This window comes from Gemmatimonadaceae bacterium (genome assembly GCA_035533015.1).
Classification (GTDB): domain Bacteria; phylum Gemmatimonadota; class Gemmatimonadetes; order Gemmatimonadales; family Gemmatimonadaceae; genus JAGWRI01.
On the sequence record DATLUQ010000014.1, the window covers coordinates 18,311 to 36,489 of the forward strand.

Annotated in this window: 19 protein-coding genes; 9 read left to right on the top strand and 10 right to left on the bottom strand. The window is 68.5% G+C overall.

What is annotated here, in order from left to right:
• Positions 1–2: 2 nt before the first annotated feature.
• The 9 genes from purQ to truA are packed head-to-tail and all read right to left on the bottom strand — an operon-like array spanning position 3 to position 7,749.
• Positions 3–695: a phosphoribosylformylglycinamidine synthase subunit PurQ gene (gene purQ, locus VNF92_03255; protein ID HVA56880.1), complete on the bottom strand. Its 693-nt coding sequence runs from the start codon at positions 693–695 to the stop codon at positions 3–5.
• Positions 692–961 (bottom strand): phosphoribosylformylglycinamidine synthase subunit PurS, encoded by a 270-nt coding sequence (gene purS / locus VNF92_03260; GenBank protein ID HVA56881.1) that lies wholly within the window; start codon positions 959–961, stop codon positions 692–694. Before purS ends, purQ begins: the two co-directional genes overlap by 4 nt.
• Positions 958–1,899: a CDP-diacylglycerol--serine O-phosphatidyltransferase gene (gene pssA / locus VNF92_03265; GenBank protein ID HVA56882.1), complete on the bottom strand. Its 942-nt coding sequence runs from the start codon at positions 1,897–1,899 to the stop codon at positions 958–960. The genes purS and pssA overlap by 4 nt, the downstream gene beginning before the upstream one ends.
• Entirely contained in the window at positions 1,896–2,549 is a 654-nt protein-coding gene (locus VNF92_03270; GenBank protein ID HVA56883.1) for a phosphatidylserine decarboxylase family protein, read from the bottom strand. The genes pssA and VNF92_03270 overlap by 4 nt, the downstream gene beginning before the upstream one ends.
• Entirely contained in the window at positions 2,546–3,472 is a 927-nt protein-coding gene (locus VNF92_03275; GenBank protein HVA56884.1) for a phosphoribosylaminoimidazolesuccinocarboxamide synthase, read from the bottom strand. Before VNF92_03275 ends, VNF92_03270 begins: the two co-directional genes overlap by 4 nt.
• Positions 3,469–4,899, bottom strand: coding sequence for an adenylosuccinate lyase (purB, locus tag VNF92_03280; protein ID HVA56885.1), 1,431 nt, complete (start codon positions 4,897–4,899; stop codon positions 3,469–3,471). The genes VNF92_03275 and purB overlap by 4 nt, the downstream gene beginning before the upstream one ends.
• Positions 4,896–6,323, bottom strand: coding sequence for a trypsin-like peptidase domain-containing protein (locus VNF92_03285; GenBank protein HVA56886.1), 1,428 nt, complete (start codon positions 6,321–6,323; stop codon positions 4,896–4,898). Before VNF92_03285 ends, purB begins: the two co-directional genes overlap by 4 nt.
• Entirely contained in the window at positions 6,320–6,982 is a 663-nt protein-coding gene (locus VNF92_03290; GenBank protein HVA56887.1) for a transaldolase family protein, read from the bottom strand. Before VNF92_03290 ends, VNF92_03285 begins: the two co-directional genes overlap by 4 nt.
• Entirely contained in the window at positions 6,979–7,749 is a 771-nt protein-coding gene (truA, locus tag VNF92_03295; GenBank protein ID HVA56888.1) for a tRNA pseudouridine(38-40) synthase TruA, read from the bottom strand. The genes VNF92_03290 and truA overlap by 4 nt, the downstream gene beginning before the upstream one ends.
• 136 nt (positions 7,750–7,885) lie before the next feature.
• Between truA and VNF92_03300 the strand changes: the two genes are divergently transcribed.
• Together VNF92_03300 and trpD are read left to right on the top strand one after the other, a co-directional pair.
• Entirely contained in the window at positions 7,886–9,187 is a 1,302-nt protein-coding gene (locus tag VNF92_03300) for a GAF domain-containing protein (protein HVA56889.1), read from the top strand.
• The gene (gene trpD, locus VNF92_03305) at positions 9,180–10,223 is read left to right on the top strand and encodes an anthranilate phosphoribosyltransferase (protein ID HVA56890.1); all 1,044 of its coding nucleotides are present in this window, start codon (positions 9,180–9,182) and stop codon (positions 10,221–10,223) included. The genes VNF92_03300 and trpD overlap by 8 nt, the downstream gene beginning before the upstream one ends.
• Here the strand turns inward: trpD and lexA are convergent.
• On the bottom strand, positions 10,220–10,828 hold the full coding sequence (lexA, locus tag VNF92_03310; protein ID HVA56891.1) for a transcriptional repressor LexA: 609 nt from the start codon (positions 10,826–10,828) through the stop codon (positions 10,220–10,222). The two genes, trpD and lexA, sit on opposite strands and share 4 nt — an antisense overlap.
• Before the next feature lie 93 nt (positions 10,829–10,921).
• Here lexA and VNF92_03315 point away from each other — a divergent pair, with 93 nt between their 5' ends.
• From VNF92_03315 to VNF92_03345, 7 genes are all read left to right on the top strand, one after another.
• Positions 10,922–11,746 (top strand): indole-3-glycerol phosphate synthase TrpC, encoded by an 825-nt coding sequence (locus VNF92_03315; protein HVA56892.1) that lies wholly within the window; start codon positions 10,922–10,924, stop codon positions 11,744–11,746.
• Positions 11,739–12,392 carry a phosphoribosylanthranilate isomerase gene (locus VNF92_03320; protein HVA56893.1) on the top strand — a complete coding sequence of 218 codons (654 nt, stop codon included), beginning with the start codon at positions 11,739–11,741 and terminating at the stop codon, positions 12,390–12,392. The genes VNF92_03315 and VNF92_03320 overlap by 8 nt, the downstream gene beginning before the upstream one ends.
• Positions 12,389–13,576, top strand: coding sequence for a tryptophan synthase subunit beta (gene trpB / locus VNF92_03325; protein ID HVA56894.1), 1,188 nt, complete (start codon positions 12,389–12,391; stop codon positions 13,574–13,576). The genes VNF92_03320 and trpB overlap by 4 nt, the downstream gene beginning before the upstream one ends.
• Positions 13,573–15,294, top strand: coding sequence for a HEAT repeat domain-containing protein (locus VNF92_03330; protein ID HVA56895.1), 1,722 nt, complete (start codon positions 13,573–13,575; stop codon positions 15,292–15,294). Before trpB ends, VNF92_03330 begins: the two co-directional genes overlap by 4 nt.
• Positions 15,291–16,814: an HD-GYP domain-containing protein gene (locus VNF92_03335; GenBank protein ID HVA56896.1), complete on the top strand. Its 1,524-nt coding sequence runs from the start codon at positions 15,291–15,293 to the stop codon at positions 16,812–16,814. Before VNF92_03330 ends, VNF92_03335 begins: the two co-directional genes overlap by 4 nt.
• Positions 16,798–17,583, top strand: a complete 786-nt coding sequence (gene trpA / locus VNF92_03340; GenBank protein HVA56897.1) for a tryptophan synthase subunit alpha — start codon at positions 16,798–16,800, stop codon at positions 17,581–17,583. Before VNF92_03335 ends, trpA begins: the two co-directional genes overlap by 17 nt.
• A 1-nt stretch (position 17,584) precedes the next feature.
• On the top strand, positions 17,585–18,179 hold a 595-nt coding region (locus VNF92_03345; GenBank protein ID HVA56898.1), incomplete at its 3' end, for a hypothetical protein.

Genomic DNA, 18,179 nt, shown 5'->3' on the forward strand with positions numbered 1-18,179 from the left:
GGTCAGGCGGCCACGGCGGCCAACAGAGACTCGAACACTCCGAGGCCGTCGCGCGAGCCGAGTAGCGAGTTCACGGCGCGTTCCGGATGCGGCATCATGCCCAGCACGTTGCCCCCGGCATTCACGATCCCGGCGATGGCGCGCATCGACCCGTTGGGGCTCCACCATTCGTCGGCGTCGCCGCTGCTGCTCACGTACCGGAATACCACCTGGCCGTCGCCTTCGAGCCGGTCCAGCGTGGCGGCGTCGGCGGTGAAGCGGCCGTCTCCATGGGCGATGGGAATCGCGAGGCGTTGATCCTTGTCATAGCGGTTGGTGAACATCGTGGCTGCGTTCTCCACGCGGAGCGTGACCAGCTCGCAGACGAACTTGAGGCTCGCGTTGCGCAACAGCGCTCCGGGAAGCAGGCCCGCTTCGCAGGCGATCTGGAACCCGTTGCAGATTCCGAGCACGGGCGCGCCGCGTTTGGCGTGGGCGACCACCTCCGCCATGATCGGGCTGAAGCGCGCGATCGCACCGGGGCGCAGGTAGTCGCCGTAGCTGAATCCCCCGGGCAGGATCACGACGTCGGCATCGCGCAGATCGTGTTCCTTGTGCCAGAGGAACTCGGCTTCCTCCCCGACGGCCTCGACCACCGCGCGGTAGGCGTCGTAGTCGCAGTTGGACCCGGGAAAGGTGACGATGCCGAACTTCATGCGGCGGCCCCCGCTCCCGTCACGGCGGCCACGTCGAAGTCTTCGGTGACCGGGTTGGCGAGCAAGCGCTCGCACATGCGCCGGGCTTCCGCCTCGGCCGCGGCGGCATCGGCGGCATCGAGTTCCACGATGAGATGGCGGCCCACGTGCACGTCGCGCACGCTGCCGAACCCGAGGGTGTGGAGAGCGTCGGTCACGGCCTTGCCCTGGGGATCGAGGAGGCCTCGGCGGGGCGTGACGTGCAGGGAAACGCGAAAGCGGGTCATGCGGTGGGGGGCTCGGATGGAGGAGTGGGCGGGCGGACGGGGCGGGTCGGCGGCGGGCCGCCTTCCGGGCGCACGCGCCGGCGGCGCCGGCGGCGGTGCGGGGCGAGCGACGGATCATCGCCCACCGCCTCGCGCCTGGCAGAGTCAAACCCGTACGCCGATGAGAGCTCGCCGGTATGCGTGGTCGCGCCACCGCGGCGATCGAGAAGGCCCAGCCACGCGGCCCGAACGATCCCGTACGCCACGTAGATCACGGCGGCCGGGAAGAAGAACTGGCTGGGCAGGAACACGAGCGCCGCGATCCCGCCCACGACGATCAGCAGCCCGATCACGCCGCGCACGCTGCGCAGGCCGACGTTGGGCATGACGGGGTAGGGCACGTTGCTCACCATGAGGAAGCTCAGGGCGAGGATGATGTAGCGGAGCAGCACGTGCCAGGGCAGGTCCGCTATTACCGTTTCTTGATAGAGCGGCGTCTGGCTGAACCAGTAGTACGTGGCCAGCGTCATGCCGGCGGCGGGGGTGGGGAGCCCCTGGAAATACGTCTTGGCGGTGCCCGCCTGCTCCACGTTGAAGCGGGCCAGCCGCAACACCGCGCAGGCGGTGAACAGAAAGCAGAAGAGCCACTCCCAGCTCTCCTGGTTGAACACCGCGAAGTACATGATCAGGGACGGGGCCACCCCGAACGTGATGGCGTCAACCAGCGAGTCCAGCTCCTCGCCGAACCGGCCGCCGGTATTCGTGGCGCGGGCCACCCGGCCATCGAGCATGTCGGCCACGCCGCCCAACACCACGTACCACCCGGCGCGATAGAATTCGCCGCGCGTGGCGGCAACGATGGCGAACATCCCGAAGAACAGGTTGAACAGCGTGAGCCCGCTCGGGAAGAGCACGACGGCGCGGCGGACTCTGGCATGGCGGGGGTCGGTGGGACTCATGGGGTTGGCAACTCCGCGAGGACAGTGACGCCGGCCTGCGTCGTCTCACCCACGCGCACCTTCACGGCCGAGCGCAGGGGAAGGAACACGTCGACGCGCGAGCCGAAGCGGATGATCCCCATCCGCTCACCCTGCTGCGCAGCGGCGCCCAGTGTGCTGTACGTCACGATGCGTCGCGCGATGAGGCCCGCGATCTGGCGCATCATCACGCGCGTGCCCGTGTGGTCGATGCCCACCGACATCTGCTCGTTTTCGAGGCTCGCCTTCTCCGCCGCCGCATTCAGGAACTTGCCGGGGTTGTAGTGCAGGTAGTCGACGGTCCCGCTCACGGGATAGCGGTTCACGTGCACGTTGAAGACGCTCATGAAGATCGAGATGCGCAGCGCCGGCCCCCCCAGGTATGCCGGCTCGTTCACCTCGGTCACCTGCACCACTCGGCCGTCCGCCGGGGCGATCACCAGCGCGTCGCCGCGCGGACCGCGGCGCTCGGGGTCGCGAAAGAAATACGCCACCCACAGCGCGAGCAGCGTGAGCACGAAGGCAAGAAGCCAGACCGGCCAAGAGCGCCGGTTGAGCGCGACCGCGTAGGCCGCCGCCGCTATCACGGTGGCGAGGCCGATGAACGGGTAGCCTTCGCGCGCGAAGCTCACGAAAGCCCGTCGCGGTTGAGCGGGGCTCCGGTGATCCGGCGGAACGCGTCGAGGTACCGCTCGCTGGTCGCCTTCACGACTTCGGGGGGCAGCGGTGGGGGCGGCGCATCGCCGTTCCATCGACCCGCCCGGCGCTCGCCGTCCAGATAGTCACGCAGCGGCTGCTTGTCGAAGCTCGGCTGGCCGTGGCCGGGTTGATACTGGTCGGCGGGCCAGAACCGCGAACTGTCCGGAGTCAGGACTTCGTCGATCAGCGTGATGCGGCCGCCCGCATCGCGCCCGAACTCGAACTTCGTGTCGGCGATGATGATTCCACGCTCGGCGGCGCGCTCCCGCCCCATCTCGTACACGAGGCGGCTCAACCGCTCGATCTCGCCCGCCACCTCCGAGCCCAGTCGCCGGGCGACCTCGGCGGGCGTGATGTTCTCATCGTGGCCCGACTCCGCCTTCGTGGCGGGGCTGAATACCGGCCGGTCGAACCGATCGGCTTCGCGGAGGCCCACGGGAAGCGGCTGGCCGGCCAGGGTGCCGCGCGCCTGGTATTCCTTCCACGCCGAGCCCGAGAGGTAGCCGCGGATCACGCACTCGATGGGAAATACTTCGGTGCGGCGGCAGAGCATGGCCCGGCCGGCAATCGTACGGCGGTGCAGGGCGAGTGAGGGCACGAGGCGCACGATCTCGTCGGCGTCGGCCGACACCAGGTGGTGGTGCACGTGCCCCTCGAACTGGTGCAGCCACCAGGCGGTGATCTGCGTGAGCACGGCCCCCTTGAAGGGGATCGGCTCCTTCATCACGACGTCGAACGCGCTCACACGATCGGTGGCCACGATGAGCAGGTGCAGCGGATCGACCTCATACACCTCGCGTACCTTGCCGCGCCGCACGTGGCGCAAGGGGAGCGGAGCGAGCGCAACGATGCTCATACCCGCACCTCCTCGCGCTCGGCCATCGCCGCGCCGCTGAGCAGCGGATCCACGACTTCCTTCAGGAACTCATCCACCTGCTCGCGGGCGCGCCCCGTGAAGCCGAGGGGATCGAGCAGGGCCGTCATCTCGGCGGCCGGCACCGGCCATCCGGGGGTCGCGGCAAGACGGTCGAGCATGTCGTTGCCGGAGGCGCCTTCCTTGATCGCCCGGGCGGCGGCGATGCTCGCCTTGCGGATGAACTCGTGCGCGTCCTGGCGGTCCAATCCCATCTGCACGGCACGGATGATCAGCGCTTCCGTGGCCATGAACGGCAGCTCTTCGCCCAGCCGGCGGGCAATGCGGGCCGGGTGTACCTCGAGACCGCTGACCACGTTCTCCATGAGCACGAGAATGGCGTCGACGGCGAGGAACGATTCGGGCAGTGTCAGCCGCCGGTTGGCGCTGTCGTCGAGCGTGCGCTCGAAGTACTGCACGCTGTGCGTCTGGTTGGCGTTGGGTTCGAGGCTGAGCACGAACCGGGCGAGCGAGGCGATCCGCTCGCTGCGCATGGGATTCCGCTTGTACGCCATAGCCGACGAGCCGATCTGCTCCTCCTCGAACGGCTCCTCGATCTCGCCGTACGACTGAAGCATACGGAGGTCGCCGCTGAACTTGGCGGCACTGGCCGCGATCCCCGCCACCACGTCGAGCACCGCCGCGTCGAGCTTGCGCGTGTAGGTCTGGCCGGACACGGGAATCGAGAATCGGAAGCCGATCGCCGCGGTGACCTGGCGGTCGAGGTCACGCACCTTGGCGTGGTCGCCGGCGAACAACTGGAGGAACGAGGCTTGGGTGCCGGTGGTGCCCTTCACCCCGCGACAGGGGAGCGTGTCGCGACGATGGTCCAGTTCCGCCACGTCGAGCACGAGGTCCTGCATCCAGAGCGTGGCGCGCTTTCCCACGGTGGTGGGCTGCGCGGGTTGGAGGTGGGTGGAGCCGAGGGTGGGCACATCGCGCCACTGGCGCGCGAACCCGGCCAGGGCCCGCAGCACCGCGAGGAGCTTGCCGCGCAGCAGGTCGAGGCCGTGCCGCATGAGGATGAGGTCGGCGTTGTCCGTCACGAAGGCGCTGGTGGCCCCAAGGTGGATGAACTTGCGGGCCGCCGGTGCCGCGTCGCCGAACGCATGCACGTGCGCCATCACGTCGTGGCGATAGCGTCGCTCGTACGCGGCCACGGCGTCGAAGTCGATGTCGTCGAGGTGGTCGCGCATCTGGGCGATCGCCTCGTCGGGAATCGGCACGCCGAGTGCCCGTTCGGCCTCCGCCAGGGCAAGCCAGAGCTGGCGCCAGAGCCCGTAGCGGGTGGCCGGCGACCAGAGTTGCAGCATGGCCCCCGAGGCGTAGCGCTCGGACAGCGGTGAGGCGTAGCGATCGTGCGTCGTCATCGAATCTCGAAGTCGGTCACATAATATGTACCCGACCGTTCCAGGTACATGCGGATCGGGCCGCGCCCCGCGAAACGGTTGAGAGCGCTCGAGGCGTCGTCGGCCGTCTTGATGTCGACGCTGTTGATGCGCACGATCACGTCGCCGCTCTGAATGCCGAGCTGCTGGGCCATGTTGTCGCTCACCTTGAGCACGAGGGCGCCCGCCTTGCTGCGCAGTCCGCGTTCGGCCTGGATGGCCGGCGTCACCGTGACCAACTCGAGCTGCCGGAGCACCTCGACCTTGGGGGCATCCACCTCAGGGAGGTTCACCGTGTTCACCGTCGTGTCGAACTCGCGGTCGCCACGACGGACGTGTAGCCGCACGCTCTGGCCGACGCCGAGGTCGAGCAGGGCGCCTTCCCAGTCATACATGTTGTGGATGGTGCGGTCATTCTCCCGCACGATCACGTCCCCGGGCTTGAGCCCGGCGCGTTCGGCGGGCGAGCCCGGCACCACCGTGGCGATCACCGCGCGCTGGGCAATGGCCTCGCGCACGTTCTGGTTGTCCGGCACGCGCAGCTTGACGCCGATCCAGGGGCGGCGCACCTCGTGGTACTCCAGCAGATCCTCCACGTCGTGGCGCACACGATTGATCGGGATCGCGAAGCCAAGCCCCACCGACCCGCCGCTCGGTGTATAGATCGAGCTGTTCACGCCGATCACCTCGCCGTCGGCGTTGACCAGCGCGCCGCCGGAATTGCCGGGATTGATCGCGGCATCGGTCTGGATCATGTCGAAATAGGCGCCCGGGCCGTCGGCCCCGTACACCAGATTGCGTCCCGTGCCGCTGATCACGCCCACCGTGACACTGGGCTCCGGGTTGCCGAGCATGAATCCGTACGGATTCCCGATGGCGATGGCCCACTCACCCACGATCACGTTGTCGGAATTGCCGAGTTTGGCCACGGGCAGGTTCTTGGCGTCGATCTTGATCACCGCCACGTCCTGCGTCTCATCCGTGCCGAGCACTTTGGCCGGGTACACGGCGCCGCTGGGGAGCATGACCGAAATGGTCCGGGCGCCCGCCACCACGTGCGCATTGGTCACGATCACGCCATCGGGCCGAATCACCACGCCGGTGCCGAGGCCCGCCTCGGACCGCGACTGCGGGGCGCCGCCGAACATCCAATCGAACATGTCGGGCTGCACCTGCTGGACCTGCTCCGTCTGAACCGTGACCACGGCCGGCGAGACGAGCGCAACGGCGCGCGTGATGGCGGTCTGACGGCTGGCCGACACCGAATCCGTGCGGGCGGCGGTCAGGGCGGGCGCGTCGGCCGCCGTTTGAGCGGCGTAGGCAGACTGCGCGCCGACGGAATCACCCTTCGCCGAGCAGGCGGCGAGAGCGAAGAGGAGGAGGGCGATGGGGCGCGGGCGAATCATAGGTCGGACCAGCTGGTGCGATGTTTGGATACGTCGTTGAGGAACTGGTCGATGCCGCGATCGGTGAGCGGGTGCAGGAGGAATGCCCGCAGCACATCGGGGGTGATCGCCACGCCATCGGCGCCGGCGAGCGCCGACTCCGACAACTGCTGGGCGGTGGTGGGCCGCACCGCCAGGATGTCGCATTCGGTGCGCGAGGCGTCGAACACCCGGCGCAGATCGCGCACCACCTCGGCTCCGCTGTGGCCAACGGCGTCGAGCTGGTCCAACGGCGTGATCACCGTCGAAGCACCGGCGCGCGCCGCGAGCAGCGCCTGCGCCGCGTTGAACACGAGCATCGCCGCGGTGCGAACGCCATCGGTCGAGAGTCGGTGCATGGCACCGAACGCTTCCTCCACCAGCGGAACCTGGACGATGATCTGATCCGACAGCCGAGCGAGGGCGCGGGCGTCACGGTAGATGTCCTCGCCGTTCACCGCGTGCACCGCCACGTAGACCGGAGTCGGCGTGACCGCGCAGATCTCTTCCACCCGGGCCCGGTCATCCTCTACGCCCAGCTCGCTGAGGAGCGCCGGCGTGGTCATCACGCCGTCGAGCAGCCCGTTGGCCGACGCCCACCGAATTTCGTCGAGGTCGGCCGTGGCGAGGAGGACCTTCATGAGATGTAGAGATCGGAGGGGTACACGACGGCCTCCAGGAAGAGCGCGTGGGCCGGGGCGGGCGGCGACACCTGGCGGTTGTCCTGGGCCACGAGGAGGGCGGCCGCATCTCCGCCCGGACGGTGGCCCGTGGCTATGTCCAGCATCGTGCCGACGAGGAATCTGACCATGTGATGAAGAAAGCGATTGGCTTCGATCTCGAATACCACGCCGCCGGGGCGATCCCGCCATCGGGCGAGGCGAACCTCGCAGCGATGATCGTCGTCGGGTGGCGCAGTGCCCTGAACGGCAAACGCGCGGAAACAGTGGTCTCCCACCAGCTGCCGGCTGATCGCGTCGAGGGCGCCCCGATCGAGGGGGCGCCGGATCGCGAACTCCAACCGGCGGCGAAAGGGTGAGTCGGCTTCGTCATCCGTCCCGACGTAGTACCCGTACCGGCGCGCAACCGCGCTGTACCGGGCGTGAAAGTCGGCGCGCATCTCGTGCGCCGCGGCGACCCAGACGTCCGGTGGAAGCACCGCGTTGAGCGCCCGCCGAAGTTCCGACGGCTGCCACCGGTCGGGAACCCGCACCCCGGCCGCCTGGCCGCGGGCGTGCACCCCCGCATCGGTTCGACCCGCCCCGAGCACGCCCACCGGCGTGCCGCACAGGCGCTCGAGCGCTGCTTCCATCACCCCCTGAACGGTGCGCTGGTCGGGCTGCCGTTGCCAGCCGCTGAATCCCGAGCCGTCATAGTGCAACACGAGCTGCACAGTGCGCTCCGCCATTGCGAGAAACCTACGCCCATGGCGGGTGAAGTCAAGCAACTTGCATGTGCACAACCGATTGACATTGCTCGACGTACGGGCTCACATTTCGCCTATTCGCGCCGCAATCTCACCCTCGTGGCGCCCGCCCCTCATCATGCCGCCACGCACTCTTGCATCGCTCGCCTACGCGCTCAATACCGCGCCCGATCTGGACGCGGCCCTCGTCGCGCTCGCCGAGGGCCTCTCGGAACTCGACCGCCTGGCCTGCGTGGCGCTCGTCACCTACGACGCACGCCGCGCCTTGATGCGCGAGCGGCGGCTGGCGCGGCCCGACGGCGTGGATGTGGCGGTGATCGATACCACCCTCGATCATCTGCCCACGCGTGAGCGTGTGGCCGTGACCAGCGGCGGCGTGTTCATCGATTTCGGCGATGCCTCGGTGGAGTTCGCCCGATTGCTCGGCTTGCCTGACATCGCCGACGGTGGCTATCTCGCGCTCAAGGGTCTGCACTTCGAGGGTGGGCTTTCGGGGATCCTCGTGCTTTTCGAGCCCCGCAAGATCTTCGGCACGCGCACCAGTGAGCGGTTCCAGCCGGCGGTGGCGCTGTTCGAACTCGCGTACGCCCGGTTCCTGGAGGCGGACGCGCGACACGACGCCGTGCGCACGCTCGAGGACGTGACGCAGCGCGTGCACGGCGAGTACGAACGCAAGCTCGCGACCCTCGAGCAGCAACTGCTCAAAGCCACGGGGGAGTTCTCGTCGGACGGCGAGCGCGGGCGCACCGTGTCACTGGAGCGCGAGTTGGCACAGGTCCGGGAAGACGCCCGCCGGGCCAAACGGCGCTCCGATGCGGTGGAGGCCACGATCGGCTCGGCGGTGGAGCAGCTCGAGAAGGCGCACGTGGAGTTGCACCGACGCAGCGAGCAGCTGCGGCAGAAGACGCGCACGCTGTATCTCATCGAACGCGTCCTCGCCCTCGACGCGTCCACCGACAACCCGCGCGAACTGGCAGAGGGATTGCTGTCCCTGGTCGGCGACGATATGAACGCCGAACGCTGCTCGCTCCTGCTACGGGCCCCCGGCGAGGATGCGCTGTACCTGGCCGCGGCCCGCGGCATCGCACCGAATGTACCGGAAGGCCGGCGGGTGTCCTTCGGCACGGGCATCTCGGGCCACGTGGCCACGACGCGGGAGCCGCTGCTCGTGCAGGACGTGGGCGAATTCCGGGAACACCCGTTGCTGCGCGACGACTACTACACCACCGGATCGTTCCTCAGCTTCCCCCTCGTCTACCACGATACGTTGATCGGCGTCGTGAACCTCACCAACCGCCGGATGGCGGGCATCTTCGTGGAAGAGGACGTGGAGCGCGTGCGCCTGCTGGGGCTCGTGATCGCGCTCGCGGCCAGCAACTCCCGTCTCCCGGAACGTCTCGTGGAGACACTGAGTGTCTAGCGGACCCACACCCGATCCGCTCCACACCATCATCCGCCGCCTCGCCATGGCGAGCCCCGTGGCCCCGGCGGAGATCACGGCGGCGTTCGACCGCATCATGGCGGGCGAAGCGACGGCGGCCCAGGTGGCGGCGGTGCTCATGGGGCTCCGCGTGAAAGGCGAGACGGGCTCCGAAGTGGCCGCTGTGGTGCGCGCCCTGCAGGCCGTGATGGTGCCTCTCGCGGCAGATGACCCCGATACCCTCGTCGACACGTGCGGTACGGGTGGGGGCTCGGTGCAGACGTTCAATATCTCCACCGCGGCCGCGCTGCTGGCCGCCGGTGCGGGCGTGCGCATCGCCAAGCACGGCAACCGTTCGTTCACCACCCAATGCGGCAGCGCCGACGTGCTCGAAGCCCTCGGGGTCCGGATCGATGTTCCGGTGGCGGTCATGGAGCGCGCCCTGCGCGAGGCGGGCATCGTCTTCATGTTCGCGCCGCTCATGCATCCCGCCATGCGCCATGTGGGGCCGGTGCGCCGCGAGTTGGGGATTCCGACGGTCATGAACATCGTGGGACCGCTGGCCAATCCGGCGCGCGCCGGCCGGCAGGTGATCGGGGTAGGTGACGCCGATCGCGCGCCGCTGCTCGCCGGGGCGTTGGCCGAACTCGGCTCGCGCCACGCCATGGTGGTGCACGGCGAAGGGATGGACGAGATCTCGCCGCTCGGTCCCACCCGCGTACTCGAGATCCGCGATGGGACGATCGGTGAGTGGACGATCGATCCCCGGGCGCTGGGCTTCGCCGGCACTACGGCGGCGGAGTTGGCAGGAGGACCACCGGCGGCCAACGCCCACGCCATCCTGAGCGTGCTGCAGGGCAAGGGCTCAGCCGGCGCTACCGCCGCCGTGGTGCTGAACGCGGCTGCCGCGCTCTACGTCGGGGGCGCGGCTCCGTCGTATGAAGCGGCGGTCGGCAAGGCCCACGAGGCGCTCCGATTGAGAGCGGGGATCGACGCCCTGGACCGGCTGCGCCGGGCGTTCGCCGCTCCGGTCTAGTAGCGGCGCATCACGCCAACCACGATTCCCTGGATGCGGATGTCGTTCTCGTTGACGTAGATGGGGGCCATGGTGTCGTTGGCCGGCTGCAGCCGCACGCGCCCGTCCCGCTCCCGATAGAACTTCTTGACCGTGGCAGCGGTGCCGTCGATGAGGGCGATCACCGTCTCGCCATTGTCGGCCCGCGGGCGCTCATTGACGACCACGAAGTCCCCATCGCGAATCTGCTCGTCGATCATGGAATTCCCGCGCACACGGAGCACGTAGTGATTGCCGCTTCGCGAGACGAGGGTCTCGGGCACGGTGATCGACTCTCCGGAGTCGAACGCCTCGATGGGTGAACCAGCCGCCACGGCGCCGAGGAGCGGCAGTTCGAGGGCCCGGGACACGGCATCCGAGGGCAGGATCTCGATGGCCCGGCTTTCGTTGTACGACCGCTTGATGTAGCCCTTCCGCTCCAGGTTCGTGAGGTGCTCGTGCACCGTGGCCAGCGAACTGAAGTGAAAGTTCTCCGCGATTTCTTCGAAACTGGGCGCATACCCGTGTTGTTCGGTATGGGCGGTCAGGTAGTTTAGTATTTCGCGCTGGCGTTTCGTGAGCGGCATGCGGCCAATCCCGGTTGAACGGACGTGCGGGGAGGCCGATGCCACCCCGTCCCGAAGACCCACCGAAAACAGCTTAACCGAACAGGAACCGAAGTGCAAGTTCCCCGTTTCTGGTCCCCGCCAGCAGGTACGCTCGGCGCGATCGTCGAACAGACGACGCAACGGGTTGCGGCGTTGCTCGCCCGGCGTTCGGAGTTGGAACGGGCCCTCGTGCAGTCGCCCGCCGCGGTGCCCTTCGGGGCCGCATTGCGCGGCCCCCAGATCCGGGTGATTGCCGAGGTCAAGCGGCGGTCCCCCTCCCGGGGGACGATCAAGGTCGACCTCGACGCGGCGGTCCAGGCCGCGGCCTACGAGGCGGGGGGCGCGGCGGCCATTTCAGTGCTGACAGAGCCGGTGCACTTCGGGGGATCGAACGGGGATTTGCTCGCCGTACGCGCCCGAGTGGCGATTCCCGTACTCAAGAAGGACTTTCACCTCGATGCCGTCCAGTTGCTCGAAGCCCGTACCCTGGGGGCCGCAGCGGCATTGATCATCGCCCGCGCCATTCCGCCCGTGACCCTGCGTGGGCTCGTGGCGTATGCGGACGCGATCGGGCTCGAGACGCTGGTTGAAGTGCGCTCGGCCGATGAGTTGGACCGTGCCCTGGATGCCGGCGCCCGGGTGATCGGGGTCAACTGCCGGGACCTGGAGACGCTGGACGTGGATGCCGCGGTTGCCGAACGGGTGATGGAGCGGATGCCATCGGGCGTCGTGGGCATCTGGGAGAGCGGGATACTGACCGCCGCCGACGTGGCGCGGGCGGGCGCGGCGGGGGCCGACGCAGTGCTCGTGGGATCAGCCGTGTCGGCGGCGGCCGATCCGGCGGCGGCGGTACGCGCCCTCAGCTCGACGCCGCGGCGGGAGGGAGCGCGTGACTGACATCAAGTTTTGCGGGATGACCCGCTCGGCCGACGCACGCCTGGCCTTCGAGTTGGGAGCCGCCTACATCGGGGTGGTGTTCGCGGGCGGGCCGCGGCGCCAGGACGACGCGGGAGCTGCCGCCATCTTCGCCGGCGTAGCGGCGTCGGGGGGACGCGTGGGCGTGTTCGGCGCCGAACCCCCCGGGGTGATCGCCGCGCGCGCGAAGGCCCTCGGTCTTCAGGCGGTTCAGTTGCACGGCGATCCGCGGGCGGCCGACGTGCAGGCGATGCGCGCGGCGTGGCATGGCGAGGTCTGGGCGGTGCTTCGTGTGGCGGGCGCGGAACTCCCGGCGCACGCCGCCGAGTTGTTCCGTGCGGCCGACGCGGTCCTGCTCGACGCCAAGGTCGACGGCGCGCTGGGTGGCACTGGCGTGGCCCTTGCGTGGGACGAAATTGCTGGGGCGGTGGCGGAGTTGCGTGGCCGCGGGGCGCGGCTGGTCCTGGCCGGCGGTCTCCGGCCCGAGAACGTGGCGTCGGCGGTGCGGGCACTGCACCCCGACGTGGTCGATGTGTCGTCGGGAATCGAATCAACCGTGGGTATCAAGGATGCGGGGCGCATGCGTGCTTTCCGGGACGCCGTGCGATCCGCCGGGGCGGCGCGATGAGTGGAGAACAGGCGAGCGGGCGGTTTGGGGCATTCGGCGGGCGGTACGTGCCCGAAACCCTCATTCCGGCGCTGGACGAACTCGAAGCGGCATTCGACGCGGCCATGGCCGACGCCGGATTCCACTTGGAACTTGACACCTTGCTGTCCGATTACGTCGGCCGGCCGTCGCCGCTGAGCGAAGCGCCGCGATTCTCGCAGCGCGTGGGGGCGCGCGTGCTGCTCAAACGCGAGGACCTGAACCACACCGGGGCGCACAAGATCAACAATACGGTCGGCCAGGCGCTCCTGGCCCGTCGCATGGGCAAGCAGCGCATCATCGCGGAGACCGGGGCCGGCCAGCACGGCGTGGCGACGGCCACCGTGTGCGCGCGGTTCGGTCTGGAGTGCGTGGTGTACATGGGCGAGGAGGACATGCGTCGCCAGTCGCTGAATGTGTACCGCATGCGGCTCATGGGAGCGGAGGTCGTTCCGGTGTCGGCCGGCACGCGTACGCTCAAGGATGCGACCACCGAAGCGATCCGCGACTGGGTGACCACCGTGCGCACGAGCCACTACATCATCGGTTCTGTCGTGGGGCCGGCCCCGTATCCGCGCATGGTGCGCGACTTCCAGGCGGTGATCGGGCGGGAAGCGCGCGCCCAAGTACTGGGGCGCACGGGCCGGCTGCCCAAGACGGTCGTGGCGTGCGTGGGGGGTGGCTCCAACGCGATCGGTACGTTTCACGCCTTCGTCGACGACGCCGGTGTCGAGTTGGTTGGCGTCGAAGCGGCGGGTGAGGGGCTGGAGACCGGGCGGCATTCGGCGTCGTTGTCCAAGGGTACGCCCGGAGTGCTTCACGGCACGATGAGCTATCTGCTGCAGGACGCCGCCGGCCAGGTGCACCCGGCGCATTCGATCTCGGCAGGGCTGGACTATCCGGGGGTGGGACCGGAGCACGCGTTTCTCAAGGATTCGGGGCGAGCGACCTACGTTTCGGTGACCGACGCGCAGGCGCTCCGGGGGTTCGAATCGCTGGCCCAATTGGAGGGGATAATTCCGGCATTGGAGTCGGCGCACGCCGTGGCCTGGATAGAGACGCAGGTCGGCCGCTGGGCACCGGATGACGTGGTCCTGCTGTGCGTCAGCGGACGGGGCGACAAGGATGTGGCGCAAGTAATGGAAATGGGTATCTTGGGACCGTGACAGTACCGATTCAGCGAGACAGCACCGAACAGGTGGAGCTGCCGGACCTCCCGTTTCCCAAAGCTCCAGTTGAGGAGTTGTTGCGCACGTTCGTGAAGGCGGCCCGCGCTCACCAGTTGTACCTGCCCAACAATCCGATCTACAAGGCCGCCATCGACACCGTGCGCAACGCGTTCGCGCCGGTGTGGGCCGAGACGGATGACGTCGTGCTGACGTTCACGGAGTTGGAGATCCAGTGGCACGGGCATCCGGTGCTGCAGGAGAGCACCAAGTCCGGCGACAGCCTCCCCTGGCTGTTCTACAAGGACGGGGTGCGCGAGATCACGATCACCAAGGGCTTCGAGCAGGACGAATTGGTGAAGCTGTTGACCATCCTGCAACGGGTGCGGAAGGCGTCGCCCGATGAGGACGATCTGCTGACCCTGCTCTGGGAGCAGGACTTCGTCCATCTCCATTACCGCTACATCGACCTCGGGTTGGACCCCGCCGACCCGCTGGCGGACGGGGGCGCGCCGCCGCGTCCGGTCTCGCCCGAAGAGGTGCGCACCGCAAACGCCGGCAATTCCGACGAGTTCACGGACGAGTCCATGGCGGGGCTCGTCAACATGGCCGACTTCGATTCCACCCTGTACTTCCTGGACGACAAAGAGATCGAGTACCTGCAGTTCGAGATCGAACGGGAGTACGCCGCCGACCTGCGGCGGTCGGTGGCGTCCAGCCTGTTCGACATCTACGAATCGCAGCCCGACCCCGCCATCCGCGCCGAGGTGTGCGATCTGGTCGAGACGCTCATGATCTACATGCTGGCCGGCGGCCACCTGCGGACGGTTGCGTACCTGTTGCGCGAGTCGCAGGTCGCCGCGGAGCGGGCGCGCGAGATCACGCCGGAGCAGCGCGAACGTCTGGGCCAGATTCCGGCGCGGCTGAGCCATCCGGAACCCATCGGCCAGCTGCTGCAGGCGCTCGACGAGAGCACCGATCTGCCGCCGATCGACGAACTCACTGAGCTGTTCGAGCAGTTGCGCCCGACGGCCCTGGGGGCCCTGTTCTCGTGGATGGGGAGACTGCAGAACCTGCGGCTCGGCCCGCTGCTCGAGCAGGCAGCCGCTCGACTGACCGCAACCAACACCGCGGAACTGGTGAAGCTCATCCAGTCCGACGAGCGCGCGGTATCGCTGGAGGCGGTGCGTCGCTGCGGCGCGCTCAAGCTCCAGGCCGGCGTGGCGGCCATCGGACGAGTGATGGCCAACGCCGATCCCGAACTGCGGCTGGCCTGTGCCCAGGCGCTGGGGGAGATCGGCTCGGCTGGCGCCCTACAGACGCTGGAGCCATGGGTGGCGGCCGGCGACCGCGATACGCGGGTGCAGACGGTGAGAATGCTCGCGGCGCGAGGGTACCGCCCGGTGCAGGGGCGCGTCGAGGCCGCCGTCAAGGGCAAGGCGCTGCGCGACGCCGACCTCACCGAGAAGGTGGCGTTCTTCGAGGCGTACGGGCAGTTGAGCGGCGCTTCGGCGGTGCCGTACCTGGATGGGATCCTGAACGGCAAGGGATTCTTCGGCCGGCGTGATGACTCGGAAATTCGGGCGTGCGCGGCGATGGCGCTCGGTCGCATCAACTCCCATGAGGCGGAGCAGGCGCTGCGCAAGGCAGGGTGGTCGGAGAAAGACGTCGTAGTGCGCAACGCGGTGAACAAGGCGTTACGCGGAGTGGGGGAATGACCGGCGATCCGTCGCGCGAGGCGCCCCCGCCGGGCGCGGGTTCCAGCCAGACGTTGGCCCGCGCCTCGATGCGGACGTCCACGTCGGCCTCGGACGGGGAGCGCAGCGAGGACTCGTTCATCCGCCGCACTGGGCGCGAGTTGGTACGCGACCTGTACGCTGCGCTGCGCGCCATGAAGCTCTACCCAGTGGAGAACGCCGCGGTGCAGAAATCGCTCGCCGAGCTCACGGCGCGCTGTGGCGAACTGCTCAAGCCGGAGCAGGAGCTGCAGATCCGTGCCTCGGGAGAGTTCATCTTCATCAATTCGACGCGGTTGCGGATCGACCTCGACAACTACGCGAGCTTCAGCCGCGTCCTGTCGATCTTCCGCAGAAACGGCGTGGGCTCCGTGCAGGTGCACGAGGGAGCCCGTTCGCGGGATTGGATGATCCTGCTCTCGCTGCTACAGGCCGATTCGACCGACCCGCCGGACGAGCGCCTGCCGGAACTGTCAGCCAAGCTGGAGAGCGCCGGCGTCACGGCGCTCACGCTCGGCGGGCCCACGCAGCAGGCGAGCGGCGATGTCGAGCGGGCCAAGGAACGCGCCAAGCGGACGTATTCGCAGTCCGTCGTGGTGGCCAAGGACCTGATGACGTCGGTGCGCATGGGCAAGAGCCCGAACATCAAGAAGATCAAACGAGTCGTGCAGGGCATCGTGGACGAGATCCTCAACGAGGAGACGTCGCTCATCGGCCTGACGACGATCCGCGACTACGACGAATACACGTTCTCGCATTGCGTCAACGTCTGCATCTTCGCCGTGGCCATTGGCAAGCGCCTGGGGTTGAGCAAAGGGCAGCTCTACGACCTCGGACTCGCGGCGCTGTTCCACGATATCGGCAAGCAGCGCGTGCCGGCAGAGGTGCTCAACAAGTCAACCGGCCTCACCGACGACGAGTGGCGGGCCATTGCCGCCCATCCGTGGCTCGGCGTGCTGGCGCTGTTTCAGGTGCGCGGGCAGCAGGAGTTCCCGTACCGGTCGATGGTCGTGGCGATGGAGCACCATATGAAGGTCGACCTCACGGGGTATCCGCGGCCCATTCGTCCGCGCAAGATGAGCATGTACAGCAAGATCGTTGCGGTGGCCGACGGTTTCGACGCCGCCACGTCCCGGCGGTCGTACCAGACCACGCCCCTGAACCCGGCGGCCGTCGTACAGGAAATGCGCGACAATCCGCGCCGCGGCATGGACCCGGTGCTGGTGAAGGCATTCGTCAACCTCACGGGCATCTATCCCGTGGGCACGCTCGTCGTGCTCGACACGTATGAACTCGGCCTGGTGCACGCGGTCAGTCCACTGCAGGACATGCTGTCGCGCCCGATCGTGCGCGTGATCGGCGACGCGATGGGGAACCTGATGCACCCGGGAGAGTTGATCGATCTCGCCGAGCGCGACGCGGAAGGCACCTTCAGGCGCACGATCATCAGGACCGAGAACCCGGAGCGCTACGGAATTCGTGTCGGTGACTATTTCGTCTGAAGCCGTCGGCGCACGGTTCGCCGCGCTCGCCGCGCAGGGCCGCAAAGCCTTCGTGCCCTACGTGACCGCCGGCCATCCCGACCGAGAGCGGTCGGTGGCGCTGCTCCAGGGTCTGGAAGCGGCGGGGGCCGACGTGCTCGAAGTGGGCGTGCCCTTCTCCGACCCCCTGGCCGATGGAGCGGTGATCCAGGCCAGTTCGCAGCGGGCGCTCACGCTGGGCGTCACCTACGACGCTGTGCTCGACATCATCGCACGCGCCCGCCTCTCAGTTCCCGTCGTCCTGTTCAGCTACCTGAACCCGATCCTGGCGGCCGGCCCCGATGCCCTGGAGCGGGCCGCGCAAGCGGGCGCGCACGGCATCCTCATCACCGATCTGCCCGTGGGCGCGGACCCGCAACTCGAACGATGGTTCGGCGCCGGGCCGCTCGCCTTCATCCGGCTGGTCGCGCCGACCACCCCGACCGACCGCATGCGTGAGATCACGACCCACGGCAGCGGCTTCGTGTATCTGATCAGCCGCCTCGGCGTGACCGGCGTGCGCAGCGACCTCCCACCGGAACTGCCCGAGACGGTGGCGCGACTGCGCGCGGTGACGTCGCTCCCCATCTACGTGGGGTTCGGCGTGTCCGGTCCGGAGCAGGCGGCGGCGGTGGCGCGGTTGGCCGACGGCGTCGTGGTGGGCAGCGCGATCGTGCGCGCGGCCGACGAGAGTGTCGACCGCGCGGTCGGGCTGGCCCGGTCGCTGCGGGCCGCCATCGACGCCATCTAGCGTGGAGACCTTTCTCCGGATCTACGCGCGCACGGTCGGCACGATCGGGATGATCGTGCTCGCCGTGGCCCTGTGGCTCGATCCGCGCTGGCTCACGCAGGGGCGTGGCATCGCCGTCATCGTCATCGGCGCCACGCTGTTGCGCGTCTACCAGATCCCGCTCACCAAGTACGGAGCGCTGAACCTGCTTGGCGTGCCGGCACTGGCCGGCACGATCATTCTCGGGGGTCCGGCCGCCGCCGCGGGTCTGTACGTCGGCGTGTTCATTGCCGACCGCGTGGTGCTGCGCAAGCCGCTGGAATCGGCCTGGATCAACGGGGGGCGCGAGGCGCTGGCCCTGTTGGCGTCCGTGGGGTTCTACGCCTGGGTTTCGCGCCTCACCGACGCCACGGGCACGGCGCTCACGGCCGACAGCCTTCCGCCGCTCGCGCTGTTCATCTTTGCCTACTTCCTGGCCAGCCGCGCGCTGCTCTATTTCACGCTCGTCTTCCGCGACAAGCTGCTCGAGGAAGAGAAGTCGTTGATCCTGCGGTACGAGGTGATCGGGTTCGGGGCGGGGGCGATCGCCGTCGCCGTCATCCTCGTCACGGTCAGCG

What these genes read in the sequence shown, in the direction of transcription:
- purQ (HVA56880.1), bottom strand. Translation starts at nt 695, where the DNA reads ATGAAGTTCGGCATCGTCACCTTTCCCGGGTCCAACTGCGACTACGAC.
- purS (HVA56881.1), bottom strand. Translation starts at nt 961, where the DNA reads ATGACCCGCTTTCGCGTTTCCCTGCACGTCACGCCCCGCCGAGGCCTC.
- pssA (HVA56882.1), bottom strand. Translation starts at nt 1,899, where the DNA reads ATGAGTCCCACCGACCCCCGCCATGCCAGAGTCCGCCGCGCCGTCGTG.
- VNF92_03275 (HVA56884.1), bottom strand. Translation starts at nt 3,472, where the DNA reads ATGAGCATCGTTGCGCTCGCTCCGCTCCCCTTGCGCCACGTGCGGCGC.
- purB (HVA56885.1), bottom strand. Translation starts at nt 4,899, where the DNA reads ATGACGACGCACGATCGCTACGCCTCACCGCTGTCCGAGCGCTACGCC.
- VNF92_03285 (HVA56886.1), bottom strand. Translation starts at nt 6,323, where the DNA reads ATGATTCGCCCGCGCCCCATCGCCCTCCTCCTCTTCGCTCTCGCCGCC.
- VNF92_03290 (HVA56887.1), bottom strand. Translation starts at nt 6,982, where the DNA reads ATGAAGGTCCTCCTCGCCACGGCCGACCTCGACGAAATTCGGTGGGCG.
- truA (HVA56888.1), bottom strand. Translation starts at nt 7,749, where the DNA reads ATGGCGGAGCGCACTGTGCAGCTCGTGTTGCACTATGACGGCTCGGGA.
- VNF92_03300 (HVA56889.1), top strand. Translation starts at nt 7,886, where the DNA reads ATGCCGCCACGCACTCTTGCATCGCTCGCCTACGCGCTCAATACCGCG.
- lexA (HVA56891.1), bottom strand. Translation starts at nt 10,828, where the DNA reads ATGCCGCTCACGAAACGCCAGCGCGAAATACTAAACTACCTGACCGCC.
- trpB (HVA56894.1), top strand. Translation starts at nt 12,389, where the DNA reads ATGAGTGGAGAACAGGCGAGCGGGCGGTTTGGGGCATTCGGCGGGCGG.
- VNF92_03335 (HVA56896.1), top strand. Translation starts at nt 15,291, where the DNA reads ATGACCGGCGATCCGTCGCGCGAGGCGCCCCCGCCGGGCGCGGGTTCC.